The organism is Bacteroides sp. MSK.20.82, assembly GCF_019052485.1.
GTDB classification, from domain to species: Bacteria; Bacteroidota; Bacteroidia; order Bacteroidales; family Bacteroidaceae; genus Bacteroides; species Bacteroides thetaiotaomicron.
In genome coordinates this window covers 152,461-174,584 of record NZ_JAHQUN010000003.1, presented here as the reverse complement: position 1 = coordinate 174,584, position 22,124 = coordinate 152,461, and the positions used below count along the sequence as shown (strand labels likewise).

The 22,124-nt window shown below is 42.7% G+C and carries 11 protein-coding genes; 1 reads left to right on the top strand and 10 read right to left on the bottom strand.

Going from position 1 to position 22,124, the window contains the following annotated elements:
- Positions 1–28: 28 nt before the first annotated feature.
- From KTR07_RS04815 to KTR07_RS04800, 4 genes are read right to left on the bottom strand one after another with little or no spacing between them, the layout of a single operon-like run.
- Positions 29–943, bottom strand: a complete 915-nt coding sequence (locus tag KTR07_RS04815) for a BT_3044 domain-containing protein (RefSeq protein ID WP_113748052.1) — start codon at positions 941–943, stop codon at positions 29–31.
- 52 nt (positions 944–995) lie between these two features.
- Entirely contained in the window at positions 996–3,047 is a 2,052-nt protein-coding gene (locus KTR07_RS04810; RefSeq protein ID WP_225659349.1) for a RagB/SusD family nutrient uptake outer membrane protein, read from the bottom strand.
- A 13-nt stretch (positions 3,048–3,060) separates the two neighbouring features.
- Complete coding sequence (locus KTR07_RS04805) at positions 3,061–6,168, bottom strand: TonB-dependent receptor (protein WP_113748050.1); 3,108 nt, start codon at positions 6,166–6,168, stop codon at positions 3,061–3,063.
- An 18-nt stretch (positions 6,169–6,186) separates the two neighbouring features.
- The gene (locus KTR07_RS04800) at positions 6,187–7,467 is read right to left on the bottom strand and encodes an IPT/TIG domain-containing protein (RefSeq protein ID WP_113748049.1); all 1,281 of its coding nucleotides are present in this window, start codon (positions 7,465–7,467) and stop codon (positions 6,187–6,189) included.
- A 358-nt stretch (positions 7,468–7,825) separates the two neighbouring features.
- On the opposite strand from KTR07_RS04800, the gene KTR07_RS04795 reads away from it, so the two are divergent.
- On the top strand, positions 7,826–11,866 hold the full coding sequence (locus tag KTR07_RS04795) for a two-component regulator propeller domain-containing protein (protein ID WP_165938084.1): 4,041 nt from the start codon (positions 7,826–7,828) through the stop codon (positions 11,864–11,866).
- Here the strand turns inward: KTR07_RS04795 and KTR07_RS04790 are convergent.
- From KTR07_RS04790 to KTR07_RS04765, 6 genes are all read right to left on the bottom strand, one after another.
- The gene (locus tag KTR07_RS04790; RefSeq protein ID WP_113748047.1) at positions 11,849–12,706 is read right to left on the bottom strand and encodes an SGNH/GDSL hydrolase family protein; all 858 of its coding nucleotides are present in this window, start codon (positions 12,704–12,706) and stop codon (positions 11,849–11,851) included. The two genes, KTR07_RS04795 and KTR07_RS04790, sit on opposite strands and share 18 nt — an antisense overlap.
- A gap of 265 nt (positions 12,707–12,971) precedes the next feature.
- Positions 12,972–15,914, bottom strand: a complete 2,943-nt coding sequence (locus KTR07_RS04785) for a glycoside hydrolase family 88 protein (RefSeq protein WP_113748046.1) — start codon at positions 15,912–15,914, stop codon at positions 12,972–12,974.
- Positions 15,911–18,070: a polysaccharide lyase 8 family protein gene (locus KTR07_RS04780; protein WP_181981987.1), complete on the bottom strand. Its 2,160-nt coding sequence runs from the start codon at positions 18,068–18,070 to the stop codon at positions 15,911–15,913. Before KTR07_RS04780 ends, KTR07_RS04785 begins: the two co-directional genes overlap by 4 nt.
- A 139-nt stretch (positions 18,071–18,209) precedes the next feature.
- Positions 18,210–18,881: a DUF4998 domain-containing protein gene (locus KTR07_RS04775; protein WP_008767252.1), complete on the bottom strand. Its 672-nt coding sequence runs from the start codon at positions 18,879–18,881 to the stop codon at positions 18,210–18,212.
- A 23-nt stretch (positions 18,882–18,904) separates the two neighbouring features.
- Positions 18,905–20,152: a DUF5126 domain-containing protein gene (locus KTR07_RS04770; protein ID WP_217315218.1), complete on the bottom strand. Its 1,248-nt coding sequence runs from the start codon at positions 20,150–20,152 to the stop codon at positions 18,905–18,907.
- Positions 20,153–20,175: 23 nt separating this feature from the next.
- Positions 20,176–22,122 carry a RagB/SusD family nutrient uptake outer membrane protein gene (locus KTR07_RS04765; protein WP_008767254.1) on the bottom strand — a complete coding sequence of 649 codons (1,947 nt, stop codon included), beginning with the start codon at positions 22,120–22,122 and terminating at the stop codon, positions 20,176–20,178.
- Between the last annotated feature and the right edge of the window lie 2 nt (positions 22,123–22,124).

Here is a 22,124-nt window from a genome sequence, read left to right as displayed (position 1 = left end):
AAACAGACCGTTCGGACAATGAAGTCTTTTAATTTTCAGAAGTCTCCAATGTCACAGAAACATACATTTCCTTATTGCTACTATTGATATAATTATACTCTATCACATATCTCCGTGTATTGATTCCGTAGTTTCCCGATATGACTTGATAGGTACCACTTCCGCTATTTTCTACAACTGGCAAACTCTTCCAAGGTCTGACACTCACTTTTCCGGTGCTCTTATCCACCGTCAGAGTAATACCGTTATCATCCAGATTGGGCATTTCTTCGTTGACCGACTTATGGAAGAAACGAACCGTGTTTTCATCCACTGCTGTCAGAGTCCGGGCTATTTCTATCGGAGTCCCGCTTAACAAATCTGGAGTTCCATTTTTCATCGGATACTCGGTGCCCTTCATCATATAATTGCCCGAATAGTCATTGATCATTTTCACCTTCACCAGCAACACTGTGTCAGCCTGTTCGTTCACAGGATAAGGGCTTGAGTCTACGATCTTCAAAGGAATCAAATACCGTGCATCTGTATCTATTTTTTCGGTATCTACACGTACGGGGAACCGCACATAACGTTCGCCGGCCTTAATGACGCTTGTGTAGGAAGGAATCGTATACCAGTCTTTAGGCAGCGCCACATATTCGATTTCGCCTTCCAGCACGTTTTTATAGTTGTAATTATCGATGTTACTTTGATCTGCTTCTCCCAAAGTCACTGTCACGTCATCTTCGTGCATCTTTGTTCCGCCACAATAGACGGTAACGAAGAACTCTCCGTCACTTCCATATTTTACCTCTTTCTCCTGCAACTCATCTTGTGCACCTACTAAAGTCAACTTTTTAGTATATTGCTCGTCAGCCAAAGGGTCGCTCACGCAAGCCGACACGAACAAACATAAAAGTCCACCCAGCATCAGTCGAATAAAGTCATTATTATATTGTTTCATATCTTTTATTCTATTTGAATTATCTTTTCTTGAATCACTTCTCTGTTTTCATTTAATAACCTTGATTCTGGTCTATCCGCGGATTCTTGTCGATAATACCTTGACGAATAGGATAGAAATTCATCCGTTGGGTTATATTGAACTTGGAGAACTTACAATCCGACTCAGTGACAATCGTACGCATATAGTAGTTCTTACGATCTTTCTTCATCGCCTTTATATTCATACCGGTAAAGGGCCTGCTTGTCGCTTTTACCAAATCTCCCCAACGGCGGAGGTCGTATGCGCGCCGTCCTTCAAATGCCAGTTCTATTCGTCTTTCGCGCTTGATGGCCTCTCTCATCTTTTCAGGATTATCCAGTTCTTCGTCGGTGATGCCCGGCTGACCGGAACGATAACGTATCATATTGAAATATTTACGCATTTCTTCCTTATTGCGTGACACAGATATTCCGGTCGTTTCGTCAGTGTAGTTATCACCATCTCCCATCTCATTCATCGCTTCTACATAATTCAGCAGGATTTCAGCATAGCGGATAAGCGGAAAACTTTTAGATAATACTTTCCCGCTTCCTGCGGGGGAATCCATTTCATTGACATACTTCACGCAAGTATAGCCGGTGACACAGACCGTCTCTTTTTGGTATTGATCGGGTTTGCCCGTTCCATCGCTATAATAAGTCACTTTCAACGCTTTTTTATTCGCCGGGTCAGGACCATTGTAAGAAGAAGCCGGCCATATTCTATGGTTGAATCCTATCGTAGCATAATAACGCATCTCACGGTTGTAATCCATCTGTGCCATTTCAGGATCCAGGTCGAATCCTGAGAAGGAGGTTCCCAGCAAGGTTTTCTGTGCATCATCCAGATTACTGATGGGTTGCCATGCCTTTTCTTCCGTTGGATAAGGATATTCAGCACTGGAAGCATTGATATCCCGTCCGTCTATCATGCGGTATGCATCCGCCAACTCTCCATTCACACTGATAGCATTCGTACCGTCCATCGCATAAGGGAAAACAAGTCTGGTATTGTTTTCCGTCTGACTCTTGGTCCAGATAAATTCGGAGATGCTGAATCCCTCTTCTTCTCCCGTGAACATATCCCTGTAAGATTTAAGCGGATCTATACCATGAGGGCCTTCCGGGAATTTATTGTTTTTGTTATTGAATTTGAGGTCATAAGTATTGGCCGGCAATTCAGGTGTGTATGCCGTACTGCGAACTGTGTAAAGGTTGTACAAATTCAAATCAATCACTCTTTTGGCGGCAACTGCTGCGACAGCCCACTTATGCGAGTCATAATTCTGAGGGAAATAGGGCTGATTGTCCGAGCTTCTCAGGAAGTCATAATAGTATTTATTTCCATTGAACCAGGGGCTTGCCGCTTCAAGCCGTACACGTGACATCAGAGCTAATGCAGCTCCGGACGTAGGGATGCGATAGGTTGACGCATCGCGTTCGTCCGCTGCCTTCAGCAAAGAAGCTGCCTGCTCGAAATCACTGCATATCTTTTCCACACATTCGGTGTAAGTAGCTCTCGGATAAGACATCTGATCTACACTCGCATTGGTAGGAAAAGCCTGATCGGGAACGATAGGCACAGGACCATACTGCATCACCAGAGTGTAATAGCTATAAGCACGGATAAAGTAAGCACGGCCCAGGAAGTCACGTCTTTCAAAATCTGTAATATCCGTACACTCTCCGATCCGGGCAATCACAATATTCGCCATTCGGATAGATACATAGAGTTCTCCCCAACGGAAAAAGTCGTTGCTATATTTGTCTACCATCTGCCCCATCGCAAAAAAGAGACCTTTCCATGAATCCTTTTCACTTTCCTTGATAGATGCGAACGCTTCATCGGATGCGAATCCCAAAGGCAATGGAGTCGATTTCCATACGTTGTCAAAAGCAGGGAAGTTATTGGCTGCAGCACTGATATACTTCTCAAGCTGACTCTTTCTCGTAAAAATAGAGTCAAGGCTCGTCATATCATATACATATTCATCAATATCCAGGAAAGACTCACAAGATGTGAAAGTGGTTGAAATCGCAGACGCCATAAAAACACCCGCCATCATTATATTCCTTAATTTCATAATTCGTTCAATTTTAAAAGTTCAAACTCAATTGCATTGAATAAGTGCGCTGAATAGGATAAGCAGCACCGTTCGCAGATGCCTGTCCCGGGTCCCACAGCTTGATGCTGTCCCATGTACAAATATTATGCATAATGAACGACAGGCTCATTGAACTGACACCCAGTACATTCTGCAGCCAGGGGTTGCGATAGGTATAGCGTATATTCAGTTCTTTGAAACGCAAATAGCTGTTGTCTGCCAACCAATATGTTGATGCCTGATTATTGTTCTTATTACTGCCATAAGTCATACGCGGGAAACGAGCATTCGGATTCTCTGTGGCTGCCGTACCCGATATTTCACGCGGAGTCCAGCGGTTATTCTGATCTGCCACGATTGTCAGCAGGTTTCCTGTCGAACCGCCACTGAAAGGGTAATAGCCTGTACCTCCCAAAAAGTAAGTACTATGTCCTGTTCCTTCGAACAGCATTCCGAGAGTCAGGTTTTTCCAGCTCACTTCTCCGGCAAAACCGTATTGAATCTCCGGTACATTAGAGAAAGACAAAGGTACTCTATCGTCCACATCAATCACACCATCAGCATTTACATCCACATACTTGATATCGCCCGGATATACTTTACTCTCAAAGTTTTGCTTAGGACTGGACTCTATATCTTCCCAGTCTCTGAACAAGCCTTCGGCTATATATCCCCTCTGTACTCCGCTCGGATATCCGATTCTCGATTGATAAGGATAGTGTATATCAGACTCCTCGTAATGCAATACCTTGTTGCGCGAGAAAGTAAAGTTACCACGTATGGTAGCCCGCCAGTTTTTTCCAAAATCCTGTTTGAAACTGAAGTTTCCATCCATACCCCAGCTTTCCATCGAACCTGTATTGGCCCACGGCATAGAGATGAAACCGGCTTCTTCCGGTACAGTGACACGCTGCTGGAAAATGTCAGTACGGCGATCTTTAAAGTAGTCAACAGTCAGCGAGAATTTATTATTGAACAGGTTGATATCCACACCGACATCAAACTTCTTCGCTTTTTCCCAGACAAGTCCGTCAGTACCTAACTGTCCTTCCCGAATACCGCCTGTTCCCCAGCCGCCATCACCTGTGCTGGTGACTGTTGTCAGATATGGGAAACGTGTACCACCGATACGGTCGTTACCGACAAGTCCATAAGAAGCACGTATCTTCAGATAATCAAGGAAAGGAAGTGCCTCTTGCAAACAAGCATATTGAGAGGGAATCCATCCTCCGGATACTGCCGGGAAAAATCCGAAGCGTTTATTTTTCGGGAATTGTTCGGAGCCTGTATATCCGATATTGAATTCGGCAAAGTAAATCTGTTTGTAGTTGTAAGTTACACGTCCCGAAAGCGCCTCATAACGTCTGGGGATAGGTTTCAGAACGGCGCTGACGTTCTTGTCTTCGTCCGAGTCTTTTGATTTCGTTCTGCTCTGCAGGTAAAAGTGGAGCAGTCCGCTTATGGCATGATCACCAAACGTACGGTCATAATCCGCATTCAACTGCCAATAATAGGTACGGTCGGTATCCGTAGACCTTGATAATGACAGGTCCTTCTTTTCCACCTGTTTCGTCATGACCAGTGTGCCTTGGGCATTTCTTCCGTTCGCCCAATACAGATCCGGCATTTTAGAACGTGTAGTATAAAATTCAGAGTTGGTGGTGAAGGAGAATAAGCCTCTAACCTTCAGTCCTTTCGTAATAAAATCCAAATCCTGACTCAAATCCACCATCAAGTTGGTAGTCAGATTACGGGTCTCTGTGAAACCTGTATAGTTCAACTGTACATAAGGAGACAACAGCTCATAGCCAGACTCCGCATTGGCTCCTTTCGACGCCAGCTGACCTGTGGAATATTTCACCGGCAGCGATACAGGTGTCAATGCTGCCTGCGCATTCCATAACGCACTGTTATTTCCCAATCCCGGTGAGTTCTGGTTAGTCATTACTTGGTAAAGCTTCAGCCCCAATCTTGTTTTCTTTGTTAAATTGGCATCAACTTTGGTCAGAAAAGAGTACTTCTGATAATTGATGTTGGGATCATATTTGTTGGCAGACTTGTCGGGACGGAAAACGGCATCCTTATTCTGCATACTGAGCGACATAAAATACCGTGCGTTCGTACCGCCACCGGAAACACTGAAATAATGCTGATTCTGCCATACACGGTCTCTCAGAATCACATCACGCCAGTTGGTATTCGGAGCAAGGTCCGGATCAAGCCCTGTCTGAAACAGTCTTAACTGAAGAGCACTGTAAAGCGGATCATCTCCCCTGCTCAGTTTTGCTTCATTAGCCAGTAACGCATACGTATAGGCATCGCAATACTCAGGCATACGTGCAGATTCGCTCAATGTGATACTTGATTTATAGTTAATACGGAGTTTCCCCGCTTTTCCCTGCTTGGTCTTCACCACTACTACGCCATTGGCTCCGCGTGCTCCGTAAATGGCTGTTGCCGAAGCATCTTTCAGTACCGAAAAGCTTTCAATATCCGCCGGGTCAAGTTGATTCATATCACCTTCTACACCGTCTATCAAAATCAATGCGGAGGAATTGGCACCAAATGTACCAATACCGCGTACCCAGAATTCGGAAAAGTCACTACCCGGTTCTCCGCTTCGGGTCACAGCGATGATGCCGGGAACGTTACCACCCAGCATATTGGATACAGAAGTAGCCGGCACATCTAATGCCGCAGGCTCGATAGTGGTAACCGCACCCGTAAGGGAAATCTTCTTCTGGCTTCCCTCGCCCACAATGACAACCTCATCCAAATCGCTGACCTGTGGTTCCAGCACAATCTTAATATTCTCCTTACTCATCGTCACTTTATAGCTATAAGGCTTATAGCCTATAAAAGTAACAGTCAGTACTTCACCTTTAAAAAGACCTTGCAGACGAAACTTACCGTCCAGATCTGTTGCAGTTCCTTTCGAACGGTCTTTGTCTACAGTGATCGAGGCACCGATAATCGTTTCCCCCTTTTCGTCCATCACCGTTCCGGCGACCATATAACCTTTTTCATTGGTTTGTGCTGATATGGTGGCAGAACACACAAAGAGCAGCAACATCATGATTACATTTATTGTCAATTTCATATCTATCTGGTATTAGATTTACTGAATGGTAAATTTCCGGACCATACCTGCGTTACATTCAACAAAATACAGAGATCCGTTTGAGTCAAAGCCGAGATCATAAGGCCATTTTAACGATGATTCCAAGGGTTTTCCGTCAACAACAGCCAGATTTCCCTTACGCCCTGCGACAGTTGATACGATGCCATCCTCCAATTTCCTTAATAAACCGTTTCCTGTATCGAGAAAGTACAATACGCCCGAATCATCTACTGCAAGACCTGTAACTGTACTCATCATGGCATCTTCTCTGTTCCCGTCCATAAATCCGTTTGTTCCGTTACCAATATAATCCTCAAAAGACTTGCCATCGGAAGAAATCTTCAGGATTTTATTACTTAGATTGGCAGATACATAGAAGCAGTCATTTACTTTATCCCTCGCTATAAAACACCAACTGGTAAGTCCCCCCAGGTTTCCTAATTCAGCATTGAGTATTTCCACTTCAAGGCTTTCCAAATTGACTCTGCCGAATTTACCGCTGGTATCACAAAAATAAAGGAACTGATCGTCATCGCTTAAAACACAGTCAGCCACTCTTCCCGTTACCTCCGTACCCAGAGTATTCAGTATCTTCGACATCTGCCATCCTTTTGCCCGATTGAAAGCGTAAACAGCGTGTGTGCCGTCATACTGGATGCCATAAGCTGTTTCACGATTTTTGGTAGCACCCAAACCGCCGAATTTTATTCCCGAACAAATGGTCGTAACTCGGTTCTCTTTCTCAGAAACCAGCCGCACATTGGTCTGATCGGTGCTTACAAGTATATTATCGTCAGCTATCATACACATTCCGCGTATTACTCTGAATTTAGCCTCAGCCAATGTACCGTCTGCATTTTCACCGGTATTACCGGTTCCGGTTATGGTCGTAATCTGCTCCATCCTGGTATACTTGAACAGAGAGGGCAGTTCGCCTTTGTACTCCGAGCCGATCACTACAGACACCTTGTTCTGTCCGTCATTTTGCTTAGGAGTCATACCGTAAATACAATCTCCGTTAGAGCTGATTAGTCTCGCAGTGTCTTTCTCTCCGAAATATACTTTTATGCGGGACAGGTCCGTTCCAAAGTTTTTTCCGGAGATAACAAACTGAGTGTTGTAAACACCGGAATCAGGTTCGATCAGAGATACGATTACAGGCTGATTCGGATCAAAAGCTTTTGGAGGTATCCCTTCATTGACAAACTTGTAGTCGTCCGCACATGAAGTGAAGAAAAGCAAGGAGCAGAGACTCCAATGTAACAAATTGTTTTTCATGTAATAATAAAATAAAATTAATATATAAGATCAACTATTTCTCCTGAAACCCTGGAAGCAGGTGACACTATCCTGATGTCTCCCCTCAAAGAGAACGAGACAAAATTAGAGGTATTCCACTAGAATTATAAGAGGTAAATCGGGCAAAAATAGGAGGTAAATTAGGCAATAGACCAGGGGAAATCGACATGAACGATTCACTGCACTCCACATCAAAGCACTAGTTATCAGCGCCATACCCACTAAGCACTTCAATAAAGCCATTTCCCATTTTGTTCTTCATCCAACGTATATGCAGTTAGCTTTTTCCATTTTTTATTGTATTTTTGTCTTAAAGATTACCTCTATTACAATGTATATGCAAAAAAAGTACTTTATACTCATTGCTTACATATTGCTTGGTTTTTACAACAGCTATGCACAGCCTTATCTACTTAAACATCTTGGAGTAGAAGACGGATTATCCAACAATTATGTGACGAACATCACACAAGATAAACAAGGATATATCTGGATCGCAACAGAATCCGGATTGAGCCGGTTTGACGGACGCAACTTTACTACCTACAAGGATAACAATTCAGAAATCAGCAGTAATGCACTAAATACCCTGCTATATGATGAAGAAGAAAACGCCTTATGGATCGGACTTAAGAATGGACTGAGTAAACTGGATTGTTCGACTTACAGATTTACAAATCACATCGCAGACAGTATAGCTACCAATGTTGTTGCGCTGGCACATTCTACAGATAATAAAGGTATATGGATTACCAATCATTATGGAGGAACTATATATTTCGACAAACAAACCAGACAATTCACCTCCTTTTCATATAAGAATATCAAAGATCTGTATGACTCAAGCTGGTGTTCTTTTGACGACGGGAAAGGCAATCTATATATAGGACACGCACAAGGAGGATTAAGCATTATTGATATAAAAAACAGAACTTGCAGGAATTATCATAACGACCCACTAAATCCCAAAAGCCTTCCGGGCAACAGTATATATTGCATTTACGTAGATCACTCCGGCAACACATGGGTGGGAACCAACCAAGGACTTGCCTTATTCAATACTCAAACAGAAGAGTTCATCACTTTCAAACATGAGTTCGGCAACCCTCATTCTCTGATAGCGGACCATATTTATTGTATCAAAGAAATGAATGACGGAACATTATGGATAGGAGCTGACATTGGAGGAATTAGCATACTTGATTTACACAATATTACTTTCATGAATCCCAAAAGCGTAAGATTCACCAATATTACTGCTTCGAACGATGAAAATGGACTCTCATCCGGTAATATAAGAAGCCTGCTACAAGACTCATTCGGCAATATATGGATTGGCAACTACAGCAGCGGCATCAATTTCATAAGCCATACTAAACCAACCTTTCACACACTTCCTTATACAACTGAAAAGGGAAGAACATTAAAAAACAAGCCAGTGTGGGGAATCTACACAGATAAGGAAGATCAGGTATGGGTGGGCAGTGAAAATGAAATAGCTATTTTTAAGAACTATCAGTTAAGGGAAACACTAAATATAGCCTCTTTCTTGAGCAGGCCCTACGGACAAGTATTCTCACTCCGAAGTGATCAAAAGCAAAATTTCTTTTTAGGAATTTATGATGATGGATTATTGAAACTGGATAGATCTGGTAATCAGATCACGCGTGTTCCTTTAAACATGAACAACATTGATATTCTTACGTTTTACGAAGATATTGACGGAACTATGCTGATAGGTGCCGAATATGGTATATATATGTATAAGAACGGTATAGCTATTACAGAAGAAGAAATTACAAGCCAGCTTACTGCCCGTTCCGTTTATGGTATCCTCCGTGACCGACAAGGGAAGTTATGGATTGGAACCTATGGAGGAGGTATCTCCGTCTTCGATAAAAACAATAAACTTATCACTCGGCTCACCGCGGAAAATGGCTTTTGCTCCAACTCAATCAACCATTTTTTTATGAATCACAAAGGACAAATATGGGTGGCAACACGTGATGGCATTGCCTGCATTAAAGATACGACCCAACCGGAGCGCTTTGAAGTATATAACTCCAGACATGGTCTGGATGATAATTTTGTCCGCGCCATTCAGGAAGATAAAGCAGGCAATATCTGGATAAGTACCAATGACGGCATTTCTCGCTGGAATTCGAAAAAACAATTATTCGAAAACTATAATCATCACGATGGCATACCGGCAGGTAACTTTATAGAAGGATCAGCCTGCTCCACCGAAGACGGAATACTTTATTTTGGCTCATTAAACGGAGTCTGTTACTTTGATCCTAAAGAACTGATAACCGAACATCAGGTAGCTCCCGTACAAATTACCGAATGTAAAGGATTCAACAGACAGATAGAAAGCCACAACGCCGGAGTTTTAATTCCTACAACTAACGGAAACATTGATTTGCCTTATAATCAGAATTCTTTCCGAATCTCATTCACAGTCCCCGACTACTCTCAAAGCCAGCTGGTAGAATATGCCTATATGATAGAAGGATTAGAAAATGTATGGGCCAACACCCAAGGAGAGAATCAGGTTACATTCCGTAATATTGCTCCCGGAGAATATACTTTCAAAGTAAAAGCGAAACTGAAAAATCAGGATTGGGATGAAGGGCATATCGCCTCCATGACAGTACATATCCACCCTCCCTTTTGGCTTACATGGTATGCCAAACTGTTTTATTTCATTATTATATGCATCGCCATATATTTATCTCTCCGCACCTATAAACGCAAGTTAAACCTGGAAAGCTCTCTTGAACTGGAAAGGAAAAACAGCCAGAACAAACAAGAACTAAACAATGAACGGCTACGATTCTATACCAATGTCACTCATGAACTACGGACTCCATTGACACTGATTCTGGGCCCTTTGGAAGATTTGCTGAACGACCCCGATCTGTCTCCACGTTATAATCAAAAGATCAGCATCATCCATAGCAGTGCTATTCGCCTGTTAAACCTGATTAACGAGTTACTTGAGTTTCGTAAAACCGAAACTCAAAACCGACAATTAACAGTCAGCAAAAGTAATCTTGCCAATCTGATCACTGAAATTGGATTACGCTATAAGGAACTGAATCAAAACAAAAAAGTAACATTCCACATTGATATTGAAACAGAGAAGACCCAACTCTATTTTGATACAGACATGATTACGAGTATCGTTAATAATCTGCTATCCAATGCTATAAAATATACACCAGAAGGTGATATCAGACTTGCACTTCGCACTATCACCGAGGAGAATAATTTATACACAGAAATAGAAGTCAGCGACACCGGATATGGAATAGACTCCGAAGCCCTTCCACATATATTCGATCGCTACTATCAAGCCAAAGGCAAGCATCAAGCATCCGGAACCGGTATCGGACTCGCACTGGTAAAATCACTGGCAGAGCTCCATCAAGGTATTTTAAACGTAAAAAGCGAAACCGGAAAAGGAACGTCTTTTACTTTCCGCATCCTGACTGAGAACACATATCCTGATGCCTTACACAAAGAAGAGGGAGAAGAGCCACTCAATATGACAGAAAATGATGTAGACACGGAGGATAGCAAAGAAGAAACAGATACCCGCCCTATCATACTCGCAGTAGAGGATAACGATGATATCCGTGAATACATCGCTTCTTCCTTTCACGCTAATTATCAAGTCATAACCGCCATCAATGGTAAGGAAGGATGGGAACTGGCACAGAAATATATTCCCAATATTATTATCAGTGACATCATGATGCCTGTCATGGATGGTATTGAGCTCTGTCGCTCCATAAAGGAAGATATGCGCACCAGTCATATCCCTGTAATCCTGCTGACAGCCAAAGATTCCATTCAGGACAAAGAAGAAGGTTACGATAGTGGAGCCGATTCTTATCTAACAAAACCGTTCAGTGCCAAATTACTTAACAGCCGTATCCATAATCTACTGGAATCCCGCAAGAAACTGGCACAGCAAATAACAGCCCATACACAGGAGCTAGAACCCAAAGCCTTACAGGAGCCTATGGAACCTATAGAACTCAACAAACTCGACAGAGAGTTTCTTGAAAAACTAACTCACATCATCGAAGAAAATCTGGATGCAGAACTTGATATTCCTTTCATGACAAGCAAAATAGGAATGAGCCATTCCACCTTCTACCGGAAAGTGAAAGCATTGACCGGGATATCCGCCAATGAATTTATCCGTAAAGTAAGACTCAAGAACAGTTTGCAATTGCTGCTAACAGGAACATACAATATCTCGGAAGCCGCCTACATGACAGGTTTCAACAATGTTTCTTACTATCGCCAATGCTTTAAAGACGAGTACGGAATGTCACCTACCGAATATTTAAAAAGTTGCCGGTAACGCAAGTAACTGATACATCAAAGTGCGTGCCATACGCTCCTGCCCTTTGGTGTCGGGATGCAAACGGTCATAGCCGGCATCATAGAAATAAATAAGCTGCTCTTCAACCATCGGATTCATACCTGTCACTGCATTAAAGTCTATGACAGGTATTCCCCATATATTTCCTGCCTCCTTAATAGCCTGCACATAAGCATCTATATATTCTCCGCAACCATTCTGATAGCTTTCATCCGGCTGGACATTCTTATCGCCGAAGTTAGCCAACGAACGATGCAAAGGAGTCAGCAGAACGATCTGCTTATCCGGGAAAAGTTTCTTCAGTTGAGTGATTCCTATATTAATACGACCTCTATAAGTGTCTTGAGTCATGACAGGCGTACGCTTTTTCCGCGTCACCATCTTCTTCATCTCACCGTGAGCAGACAGCACTTGCTCTTCTTGTTCCGTAAACCACTCACCGATAGGCACACTACTATTATAATCGTTTGTCCCCATAAAAACCAGGATAGCATCGACTTCTCCGCCATGTTCTTTCTTCAGCTTTTCCGCCTGACGGGGTACATCATCCCACTGCCTTCCACTAATGCCGTAAACAAAAGGAGTGATCCCCAGCCATTCTTTCAGAAAGTCCCAGTACTTCTTTATATTATCACCGTAGCAATTCGGGTCTGTGATGGAATCTCCGATGTATCCTACTTTCTTGCCTTGCCAGGGATGCTGAATACAACCTTGTTTATTTTCAGAAAAGTCATTTGTTACAGATACTTGCTCTTGTCCATACGCCAAACAAGAGGAGAGAAACAAAACTGTGCATATGATCAGAAACCTGTTTTTCATTGTTTTATTCTATTAATAATGAGGTACTCGTATTCAAGTATGGAAATGCAGCCTCAAAAATAGACAGTTTAAGCGAAAGTAGCAAGAATAAAAACAAGAAGATAAAGATAGTACCTTCTTCCCCCGTTTGCAGGGCAACTATAATCTGATTGCAGGACATATATAGCCAATGTGCAGGGTAACTATCTCCTGCACGTTGGACATATATGTCCTGCACGCTGGGCATATATGCCCTATAAATACTTCATATATCTAATACACAGACTTATTTTGTGTACATCTTCAATCGGATATATCCTTCCTTCGACTGATTTTTCAATGCAATCCCGATACGTGTATATGCCGGAGAGTTCACTTCAATCGTTTCGGAAGTAAACGCCACTTTACCGGATGCCTCAATAGCTACAATCATCTGTTCGGAATCAGTAGCCAGCAGAAGATGTGTATCGTCCAGGATTTTCCAGTCGGCTCGTGTCGTTATGGCTGTTTCGAATCGGATCGGTGTTTTCGCTGTAAATTCATCGCCGACCGTAAAGCTGCCTTTGCCCTGACGGTCGTAAACGAAAGTACGAATGAGCTTATCCAAATTGGGGGTGGAATAAGCAGAGGTATAGTTAATACTGAATACATCTTTTTCGTTCGTAAATTCTTTCTGTAGCACAACACCTTTCGCTTTCCCGCCCGAGGACTGTGTTCGTCCGTCTACTACAGGAACCGGATGGCCGAATGATCCTTTTATCTTATATTTCTGAGGAGCGTCTCCGTTAAAATAATCTCCGGGATAGGAGTTCGGACCGCCCTGATCGCCAACCATCGTTTCACTTCCCAAAGCTACGGCATAAGAACCGACATCATTGTGGTTATGATTCTCCGCATTGGTTCCGCCCTTAGCGGATATGGCCAGACGACAGGAAGTTCCACCGGCAGGACGAGCAATCAAAATACCTGCCTGCTCATAATAAGCGCGCAAAGCATCCGACTCTTCCTGCAATACCTGACGGATTCCGTCTGTCATTCCAACCTTTGCAACCCGGCTTGTGAAAAGTTCGAGAAGGTGAAGGGACAAGTTGTTTCCTTTGGGTAAAACAGGCTGTTCTTCTGCAGAAGTAATACCCAGCGCCCGGTCGCAGTAACTGAGAATAAACTTGTCCGGTGACAAACCGATGCGACAATCCGAATAGGCGGGGCACACTCCTTCATTCATCTGTATCTTCTTCCCATACCGGGCGATACGGACAAACTTGGGAGTCTGAAAGAAGTCGATCTTTCCCTGCGTTGCCCGGTATACTTCTTCACGCAACAGAATGTAGGCACAGAAACCATAATTATAATAACCTACACCTTCACTACAGTAGCCGTCGTCAGCGTACCCCTTCATTCCATACACGTTATACTTTTCGGCTGCCGCAACAAAGTAAGCACGTTCCTCCTTATCGGGCAACAAGGCAAGAGCCGCACCGGTAACACCCGCCAGACACACAGAGTTCCAGTTATTGGTAGCGGTGAACCACCAAAATGGTTTTGTCTCTTCCAGACAACGGTAGACCGGACGGAAAACCTTCTCACGGAAAGCACACTGCACCCGTGCCCTTACCTCCGGCGACAGACGATCGTCCAGCATGGTAACACACTGAGCAATACCGTTTCCGGCAGTAGCAACCACCAAGTCTACATAATAATCCGTTCCTTTATAATTCTTCAGACCGCGGTCGTGGGCAGGAATAGACCAAGGCTTCTGACTGCAAAGAGCCACCAGAGCTTTTTCGATGGCAGGGACATAACGCCTCTTATTTTCAAGGCATTCAGCCAAAGTCAGCCTGTACAGATATTGATAACGGGCATTCATCATATTCTCTCCGGGCAAACGAACGTTCGTCTTATTCAAATGCAGGTACAGTGAATCGACAAAAGGGGGCATCCCCTGCTTTAACAAAGCAGGAGCTTCCTTTTCCAGAAGTTGTTTAGCGTCGTCACTCTCTTTTATCTTATTCCAGAAAGTTCGGTCTTTATAAGACCTTCCTATCCCCTGCGGTCGATCGGGAAGCATAGCTGCAATTTCCTGAATACGGTTCTGCGGGATAGTAGCATTCTGTTTCGGAGCGTCTTCTGCCATACGATACATTTCCGTTCCGGCAAGCAGGAAAGCACCCGGTCCGTATACTTCTGTCATATTGCGGGTCACTTTCTTTGGGTCGGCACCGATAGGTTGTACATATCCTAGTTTACCGTCTTCTTCTACCGCAGAAAGCAGTGCTTTCCATCCTTTCTCTACTACAGGCAGGAACTTTTCCTTTGGTAAAAGTCCCTCGTTCAGTCCATAGGCAAGGGCATATACGAAGAAACCGCTACAGCTTGTTTCTGGTGATGGATAAGCGTCCGGATCGAGCAGACTTGCACGCCAGAACCCGTCGCTGCTCTGTAAATTAGCGATGCGGTAACAGAGTTTCTGAAACAGTTCCTGATAGAACGGACGATATTTGCTCTTGGCAGGCAGTTCACGTAGCATTTCTACCAGTCCGCCAAGCACCCAGCCATTGCCCCGTCCCCAAAAGACTTTGGCACCATTACTCTCTTTCATATCAAAATAACGGTGGTCACGGTAGAAGAGATTTTCTTCTTTATCGAACAGGAACTCGTAAGTCGCTTTGTACTCTTTATCCATAAAGCGAATGAATTTCTTATCACCAGTGATATTATAGAGTTTCAGATAAACGGGGGGTGCCATGAAAAGAGCATCACACCAAGTCCAGTGTTCTAATGTCGTGGCATCTCCGTAAGTCAACTGAAACGAACCCGAAGGAGGATTGGCGACCACCCACTCCGTACGCGCCAGAGTAGGAACAATCATGTCCTTTTGCTTGTACTTTTCGTACAGATACAGATAGGTTTGAGCAATACAAATATCATCTGCATGATACATCCGTTTATCTACCTGCCAATAGTTACGACTTCCCAGGCGGGTCAGCCATTTATAATAGAAGTCATCCTGATCGTCCTTCTCGGCGATCTCTGCCCAATAAGCAAGTCCCAGGAAAAAGGTGGCATTCACCCAGTTGAGATCACCATAAACAGCTCTGTTGTAATGACCGATCTGCCAATCGGCTACCCTACGCATCGATTGCTTCACTTCGAGTTTAGTAAACGATTGTGCATGTGTCGTGCATAAATAAGCTATGCTTAGAAAAAGAATCAAAAGTAATTTCTTCATAATATATTTTTTAATTTATATGCTTTGGATGCACCGGCATAGATACCGGTATTTCTAAAATCACATAAAACAGTCTTTCGCTCGCTGGATATTTCAGGAATCAGCAATTCAACTTTAATACAAGATTGTGTCTGCCCAGGATCAGCAATATGCAGTTCGGCATTACCACTGTGTCCATCCTTAATCATCAATGCACAGGCTTTATCCACACTTACAGAAAGCTCTCCGTTACGGAATGTACCCTCTTTATAAAATACCATTTGCCATATTCCCAATTTCGTATGCCTCACTATCTGCATAGAATCCGTATTCGCCAGAATTTCGACGGGACTCTTCCTGTAGTTATTCATCTTGCGGGCAGAATGAATCCCAGGCACCACGATATAGGCATAGGTAGCATTCCGAGGATTACAACCATGATTAAATCCCAAAGTAAAGACCTCTTGCTGCTGCTCATTTTTAGATTCAGTATGATTAATGCTGTACCACGATCCCGTCTGTATCTTCTTGCTCAAAAAGAGATTTCCGCCGGCGGGAAAGACATAACCAATTCCATTGTGCAATACCCATTCGGGAGAATCATAGACGAAATCTCCTTCTTTCACCATCGACTGCTTCTTACTTTGTGACAATATGACCTCCTTTTTCGAAAGCAAACATTGATTGATAGTAGTACATACCGGTACACCGGCTGTCGAATTAACCCCCGCTCCCAAACAAATGATTTCATCATCGAAAAAGAACCAGGACTTTTTAGCTGCGGTATTTATATCAGCATAGGTATCAAGATATGAATAAACAGATACGCCATAAAGACTATCAGAGACTCCTCCTGCAAATACGGAAGTTCCCTTCGTTTGCCAATCAATTACAGTTCGTGGAATGGTATCCAGTTGAGGAGCAGTCACTCCAGGAATACGATTCCAGTTCCATACCGGAAAGATGCGGGCGTACTCGTCCCCTTCGGTCACGATGTTTGTACATCCGTCGGACATAAAATAGGTTTTCAGATTTTCACCATTCCCATATTCGCATCGCATGGTACGATTGGAAACCATACGAACGTCAAATGTATAGTGGGGACGGACATGAAGAGCATAGTCTCCTCTGAAATAATGAGTGTGTAACGGCTTTATTCCATAGTTGGCGGACTTCTTGCCTTCCAATCTGGCTATAATCGCATTGTATTCATCAATATGTGCCGGGTCGAGCTCCAGCATTCGTTTGGCAAACAAGGCGGCATGACTCTTTTGGGTAGCATTATTACGGCTCACTCCTCTTCCCAATACATCGAAAAGCATGTATTGTCCACGTATAACCTGATAATAAGTGCCGCACATAAAATGCCTCAGAAATTGTATTCTCTCATCATCCAATGCATATTTCGTTCCTTTAGTATATAGAGCTACCTGTGTTACTCCTTTCAGTATTTCGTCTCCATAACCACCGATATAAAGCTGCACGCCATGCTGAAAATAGCTGTTGTCATGCTGAAATCCTTCTTTCACAGTATATGATAGAGGACTATAAACATTCTCAACAGCCGTTTTCAAGTCAACATCATTCTTCTGAAGGCAAGCTCTATAAATCCAATGTAAAGCAATATCCGTCCGGTTGGCTCCAGTCCATCTGGCAGGATGTCCGCCGTCCTTCCGCATACGTTGCAAGACCTTTGTCTCCAATACTTCCGGAATCTGCCTTTTACCAACACGCATCTGAATAAGCAGAATACCGAGTTTCTGCGGCTCGGCAATCTGATTATACCACCAGTTATTACAATGTGGATTACGATGATGCCAATACTCCAAGCCCTTTACTATCTTATGATACAAATCTTCATTCTGATAATAGGAATTCTTTGGATGAGTATAAGCAAATACAAAGTCATACAACCGATCCACATGAATAAGTGGCATCCAGTTAGTACGATCCCGGCGGGCATAATCTATATCTATAAAACATCCTTGGACGTCATCATACAGTTCCAGAGCTTTATCAATATTCGGATTTTCTGCAACCCCATCCCGAATCTTCTTCATTAGAATATCAAAATCATCATTCTGCAAGGCAGACGTACAAATAGAGGGACAAGGTAAAACCAAATCCCAAGGACTCCATGCCAGCAATAATAGAATTATGATTTTATAATGTATCATTTTCATATATGCATGTTTATCATTTGGAGAATAAGGGGGTATGTCAAAAGTAACTAAATTCCCTTCTTGAAGGAGGAGAGCTTAGTTACTTTTGACACACCTTCTCATCCTTAAAATACAATCAGGCCGACCACTCAGGCTACTTCGTATATTTAACAGGTTTCGACCAGATTTTATCCAATACGTTTTCCTGCGGAGCATACAAGGTTTCCATTATAAAAGAATCGCCTGTAAAATCTTCTAAAACGTCCTGTCCTTCCTTATTATAATAAGAAATTTTTGTTGTTTCTTCTCCTCCCTTGTTCCAAGTTAGCCTGGATGCCACTAATGTGCTGTCCAGCAACATGGAATATTTGATGACCAGATTACCACTCTGCATACTCTTAGAAACAATGGAACGATTTAACAGATAGCTCTGGTACTGTGTCCCATAAATGGTTCCTGTAAAGTCTGTAGCCAATGATTTATTCAACTCATCATCTTCCAGCCAGGCGGAAAAAATGATAGACCCCTCCCGCATATTCTCTAAAAGAATATCCGTCCTCTTATTTTTGGCCAACTCATATCTGACAGTATCACTTTGATTCAATGCAAGAGCAATCTTTGTAGATCTCCCGTCTTTCACTATCGGAAATGAAATCAACACTCTTTCCCACCCATTACGCACGGTTATTGAATCTTTCGATAATCGTGTAAGATACATGATTGGACCATCCTTAACAAAGTCCTTATAAGTCGCATCCATTGACTCGCAAGATATAATGGAACAAAATATCAAGATGCTGACTGATATAAATATAAATTTCTTCATAATATTTGTCTTTTATATAGCGATTACTGTATTATTTTATCCTCCGGTGTTCCAAAGAAAGTAAGTTCTGCCACATTGATACGAGATGTTCCTACATTATAATTCTTGATACAAACAAACGTCACATATCTATATGCATCCAGATCTACGGAAAATTCGAGTTCATTGCCGTCTCTTGCCAGTTCCTTATCAGCATCAGTTAACGGGACAATAGCCGCCGGAATAACAGAACCGTCGGCTCTGGGCAATACTCCTTGATATAACCGTACCCATCCTTCATCATTTTCCGGATCAAACTTGGTTACATTATTATCATTTCGTCCCCAAATTTCTATTTCTTTCGGATACAGACCGTCAAATATAGATGAATAATCAGTTCCATTTCTTCTTCCATAGACAATCATACGGCTGAGCTTAAACTTCTTCCCTAAGTCCAGTGTCACCGAACTCGGCTTGGTAAAATCATATCCCGCCGTTGTGAGGGTCATAAAAGTATTATTGCTTCCAATAATTCCGTCATACAGATTCTTTGGGGTATTAGCATTCGGTGCCAGATAACCTTTGTATTCGCCAATGGCCAAGTATCCCATTTTTTTCTTATCTACTTCCTCTTCATAATATGGAGTCAGAGATATCTCCTTACTTTCAGAAAGATGTCCCCACCTATCCTTCACCACCACACTAAATTCTGAAGGAACGGCTTCCATACCACGTATGGGCTCATTAATCTCTTGCTTTTTGGTATATAAAGCTCCGGCTTCCGTCCATTTTCCAGTAGCATCCTTCCGGTACACATAAAAAGTAAGAGTCTCATTGCTGGTGTTGGATGTCTTTATCCGGATACCGGCAAAATCCGGTTTTATTTCCATCTCCTTATAAGCAGTGATATAAGGCGGCTCTTCCGGATTTATTTTTACTTCCAGAGGTTCAGAATAGGCTTCACCCGGACTTACAGAATACAACTTCACATTATATTCACCAGCTTTTTCAAATCCTTCCACCACTACAGAGTCGGCAAAATACGAAGCATTGGTCGAACGTTCTCCTATCTCTGTCATATATACAGCCTTCATATAAAGAAAATTCTTATCACTGGGCCGTGTAAAATAGATTATAGACTTTCCCGGCAGATTTTTGACACCATTCAATACTACCTGTTCAGGCGGAGTCGTACTTCCATGGGGAGAATTCATATCACTATCGTTATCGCAAGCACTAGGCAGCAATGTGATGGCTAGTACTAAAAGGCTACTGTATATTATCTTTTTCATAAATCAAATGTCACTTTAATTACTTACCAACCATAATTTTGAACTAAGTTAGGATCTTTTCTCAACTCACCGATATCAATAGGCCAGAAATACATTTTGGGAGTGAAATCCCGGACAAGCACTAAGTTCTCACTATAATAATCTACATCAGTTTCTCCATAACGGACTTTCCAACCGGTCAATGGCTGTGTCAATTCTGTTGTCGCAGTTTTCCACCGACGGACATCCCAAAAATAATGTCCTTCAAATGCTAACTCAATACGACGCTCCTGCATGATGATTTGTCGTAGACCAGTCTGAGTAGCATACTTGCTGTTTCCTACATATTGGTCCCAACTTTCTTTTACGCCTTGAAGTCCCGAACGTTCTCTCACCATATCGATCCATGGCAATACCGTAGCATAATCCTCTCCTTTTTCATTTAAAGCTTCGGCATACATCAAATACAAATCAGCCATACGGATAACAGGGAACGGATAAGTGACCGATGTAAATCCGGAAGCCGCATCGGACATGACCGTCTTGTAGTTAACCACTTTCTTAGGCCAAATACCAGTCAGGTTCTGAGAGTGATCTGCCGGAATGGGAGACACATTTCCTCCTTTACGCGCATTCACCGAATACAAGCCCGAAAGTCCCGTCTTTCCTTGTCCGAACCAAATACCGCCGTCAAAGCCTAAGCTGGCATAATATCTGTGTTCACGTTCCAGATTCAATTTGACTGTTCCCGTTTTATAATTCAGCATAATAGTATTCTCATATCCGGGCTCAGCTTCCACCGGCGTGGGAGCCTGCACTTCAAATCTATTAGCATAATCCCATGTCTTATCTTCTTCTATAGGAACCCCATGTTTAGTATAAAATGAGTTAGTCAGTCCAAGAGAAACACCCAGATTGGTTCTGTTCGTAGCATTCTTAGCATTTCTGCCGGGAACCAAGTCACGCGGCATTGCCTGTATCTGATAGTTGTCATAAGAACCCGAACCGACCCATGACTGAGAGTTTGCCCATACCACTTCTTTGTTCCACTTCTCAGTGACAGCACCTCGCAAATTCATCATCAGCTTGTCGGACTCTGTCATGACCACAGTGGGATCATCAAAATAATATAAACCGAATCCCAAATCTTCGAGATAAGTAATGGCTTCTTTACACGCTTCGGCAGCCTTTACCCATTTCTGCTTCTTCTCCTCTTCCGTTTTAACCGGATTAAAGATTTTCACACCTCTATTATCTGCAATTACCTCATAATCCATATTTCCATTGAACAATGGACTTGCAGCGGTTACCAGAACTTTCGCTTTCAATGCTTTAGCCATACCTACGGTCACTCGTCCCAGTTCTTCAGCTTCATTCTCTATTTTAGCCGGAACATCCGGATTAGCAATCACCTTGTCCAAAGTTTCTGTCACATAATTGAAACAACTGTCCAATGTCTCCCGATAAGGATGCATTTCCTCCGTACTACTACTTACCGGAACATATCGATCCATAATAGGAATCGGTCCATACATCCTGATCAGATAGAAATGATAATAAGCTTTCAAAAATTCCACTTCACCGATCCATCTGTTTTTCTCGCTATCATCCATATCCGGTGTAGTATGTATATTCTCAATCAGAATATTACAATAAGCAATTCCCTCATATAAATGTCCCCATTGAGCACAATATGGTGAATCGGACTTTTGCAATCCTTGGGCTATATACCAGGCGCTGGTTCCCAAATAGCTCCGGAAAACATCGGAAATACAAAAATCACCGGCACCAAGCAAAGCTACATTATTTTTGAGACTTCCGTCACTAGGCATATACCTGTAGCAAGTAAACAAGACTTTTTCCGCTTCTTTTCTCAAGGCGAAAGCATGGTCTTCAATGGTCGGTATGTTATCCGGGACGATATTCAGTTCACATGATGTCAATATAAACACCGACAAACATGACAATATACATATTTTGATTTTTTTCATAA

Bases quoted from the DNA above. Each gene is read 5' to 3' on its own strand.
- KTR07_RS04805 (WP_113748050.1), bottom strand. From the start codon at position 6,168: ATGAAATTGACAATAAATGTAATCATGATGTTGCTGCTCTTTGTGTGT.
- KTR07_RS04815 (WP_113748052.1), bottom strand. From the start codon at position 943: ATGAAACAATATAATAATGACTTTATTCGACTGATGCTGGGTGGACTT.
- KTR07_RS04770 (WP_217315218.1), bottom strand. From the start codon at position 20,152: ATGAAAAAGATAATATACAGTAGCCTTTTAGTACTAGCCATCACATTG.
- KTR07_RS04800 (WP_113748049.1), bottom strand. From the start codon at position 7,467: ATGAAAAACAATTTGTTACATTGGAGTCTCTGCTCCTTGCTTTTCTTC.
- KTR07_RS04795 (WP_165938084.1), top strand. From the start codon at position 7,826: ATGCAAAAAAAGTACTTTATACTCATTGCTTACATATTGCTTGGTTTT.
- KTR07_RS04775 (WP_008767252.1), bottom strand. From the start codon at position 18,881: ATGAAGAAATTTATATTTATATCAGTCAGCATCTTGATATTTTGTTCC.
- KTR07_RS04810 (WP_225659349.1), bottom strand. From the start codon at position 3,047: ATGAAATTAAGGAATATAATGATGGCGGGTGTTTTTATGGCGTCTGCG.
- KTR07_RS04785 (WP_113748046.1), bottom strand. From the start codon at position 15,914: ATGAAGAAATTACTTTTGATTCTTTTTCTAAGCATAGCTTATTTATGC.
- KTR07_RS04780 (WP_181981987.1), bottom strand. From the start codon at position 18,070: ATGATACATTATAAAATCATAATTCTATTATTGCTGGCATGGAGTCCT.
- KTR07_RS04765 (WP_008767254.1), bottom strand. From the start codon at position 22,122: ATGAAAAAAATCAAAATATGTATATTGTCATGTTTGTCGGTGTTTATA.
- KTR07_RS04790 (WP_113748047.1), bottom strand. From the start codon at position 12,706: ATGAAAAACAGGTTTCTGATCATATGCACAGTTTTGTTTCTCTCCTCT.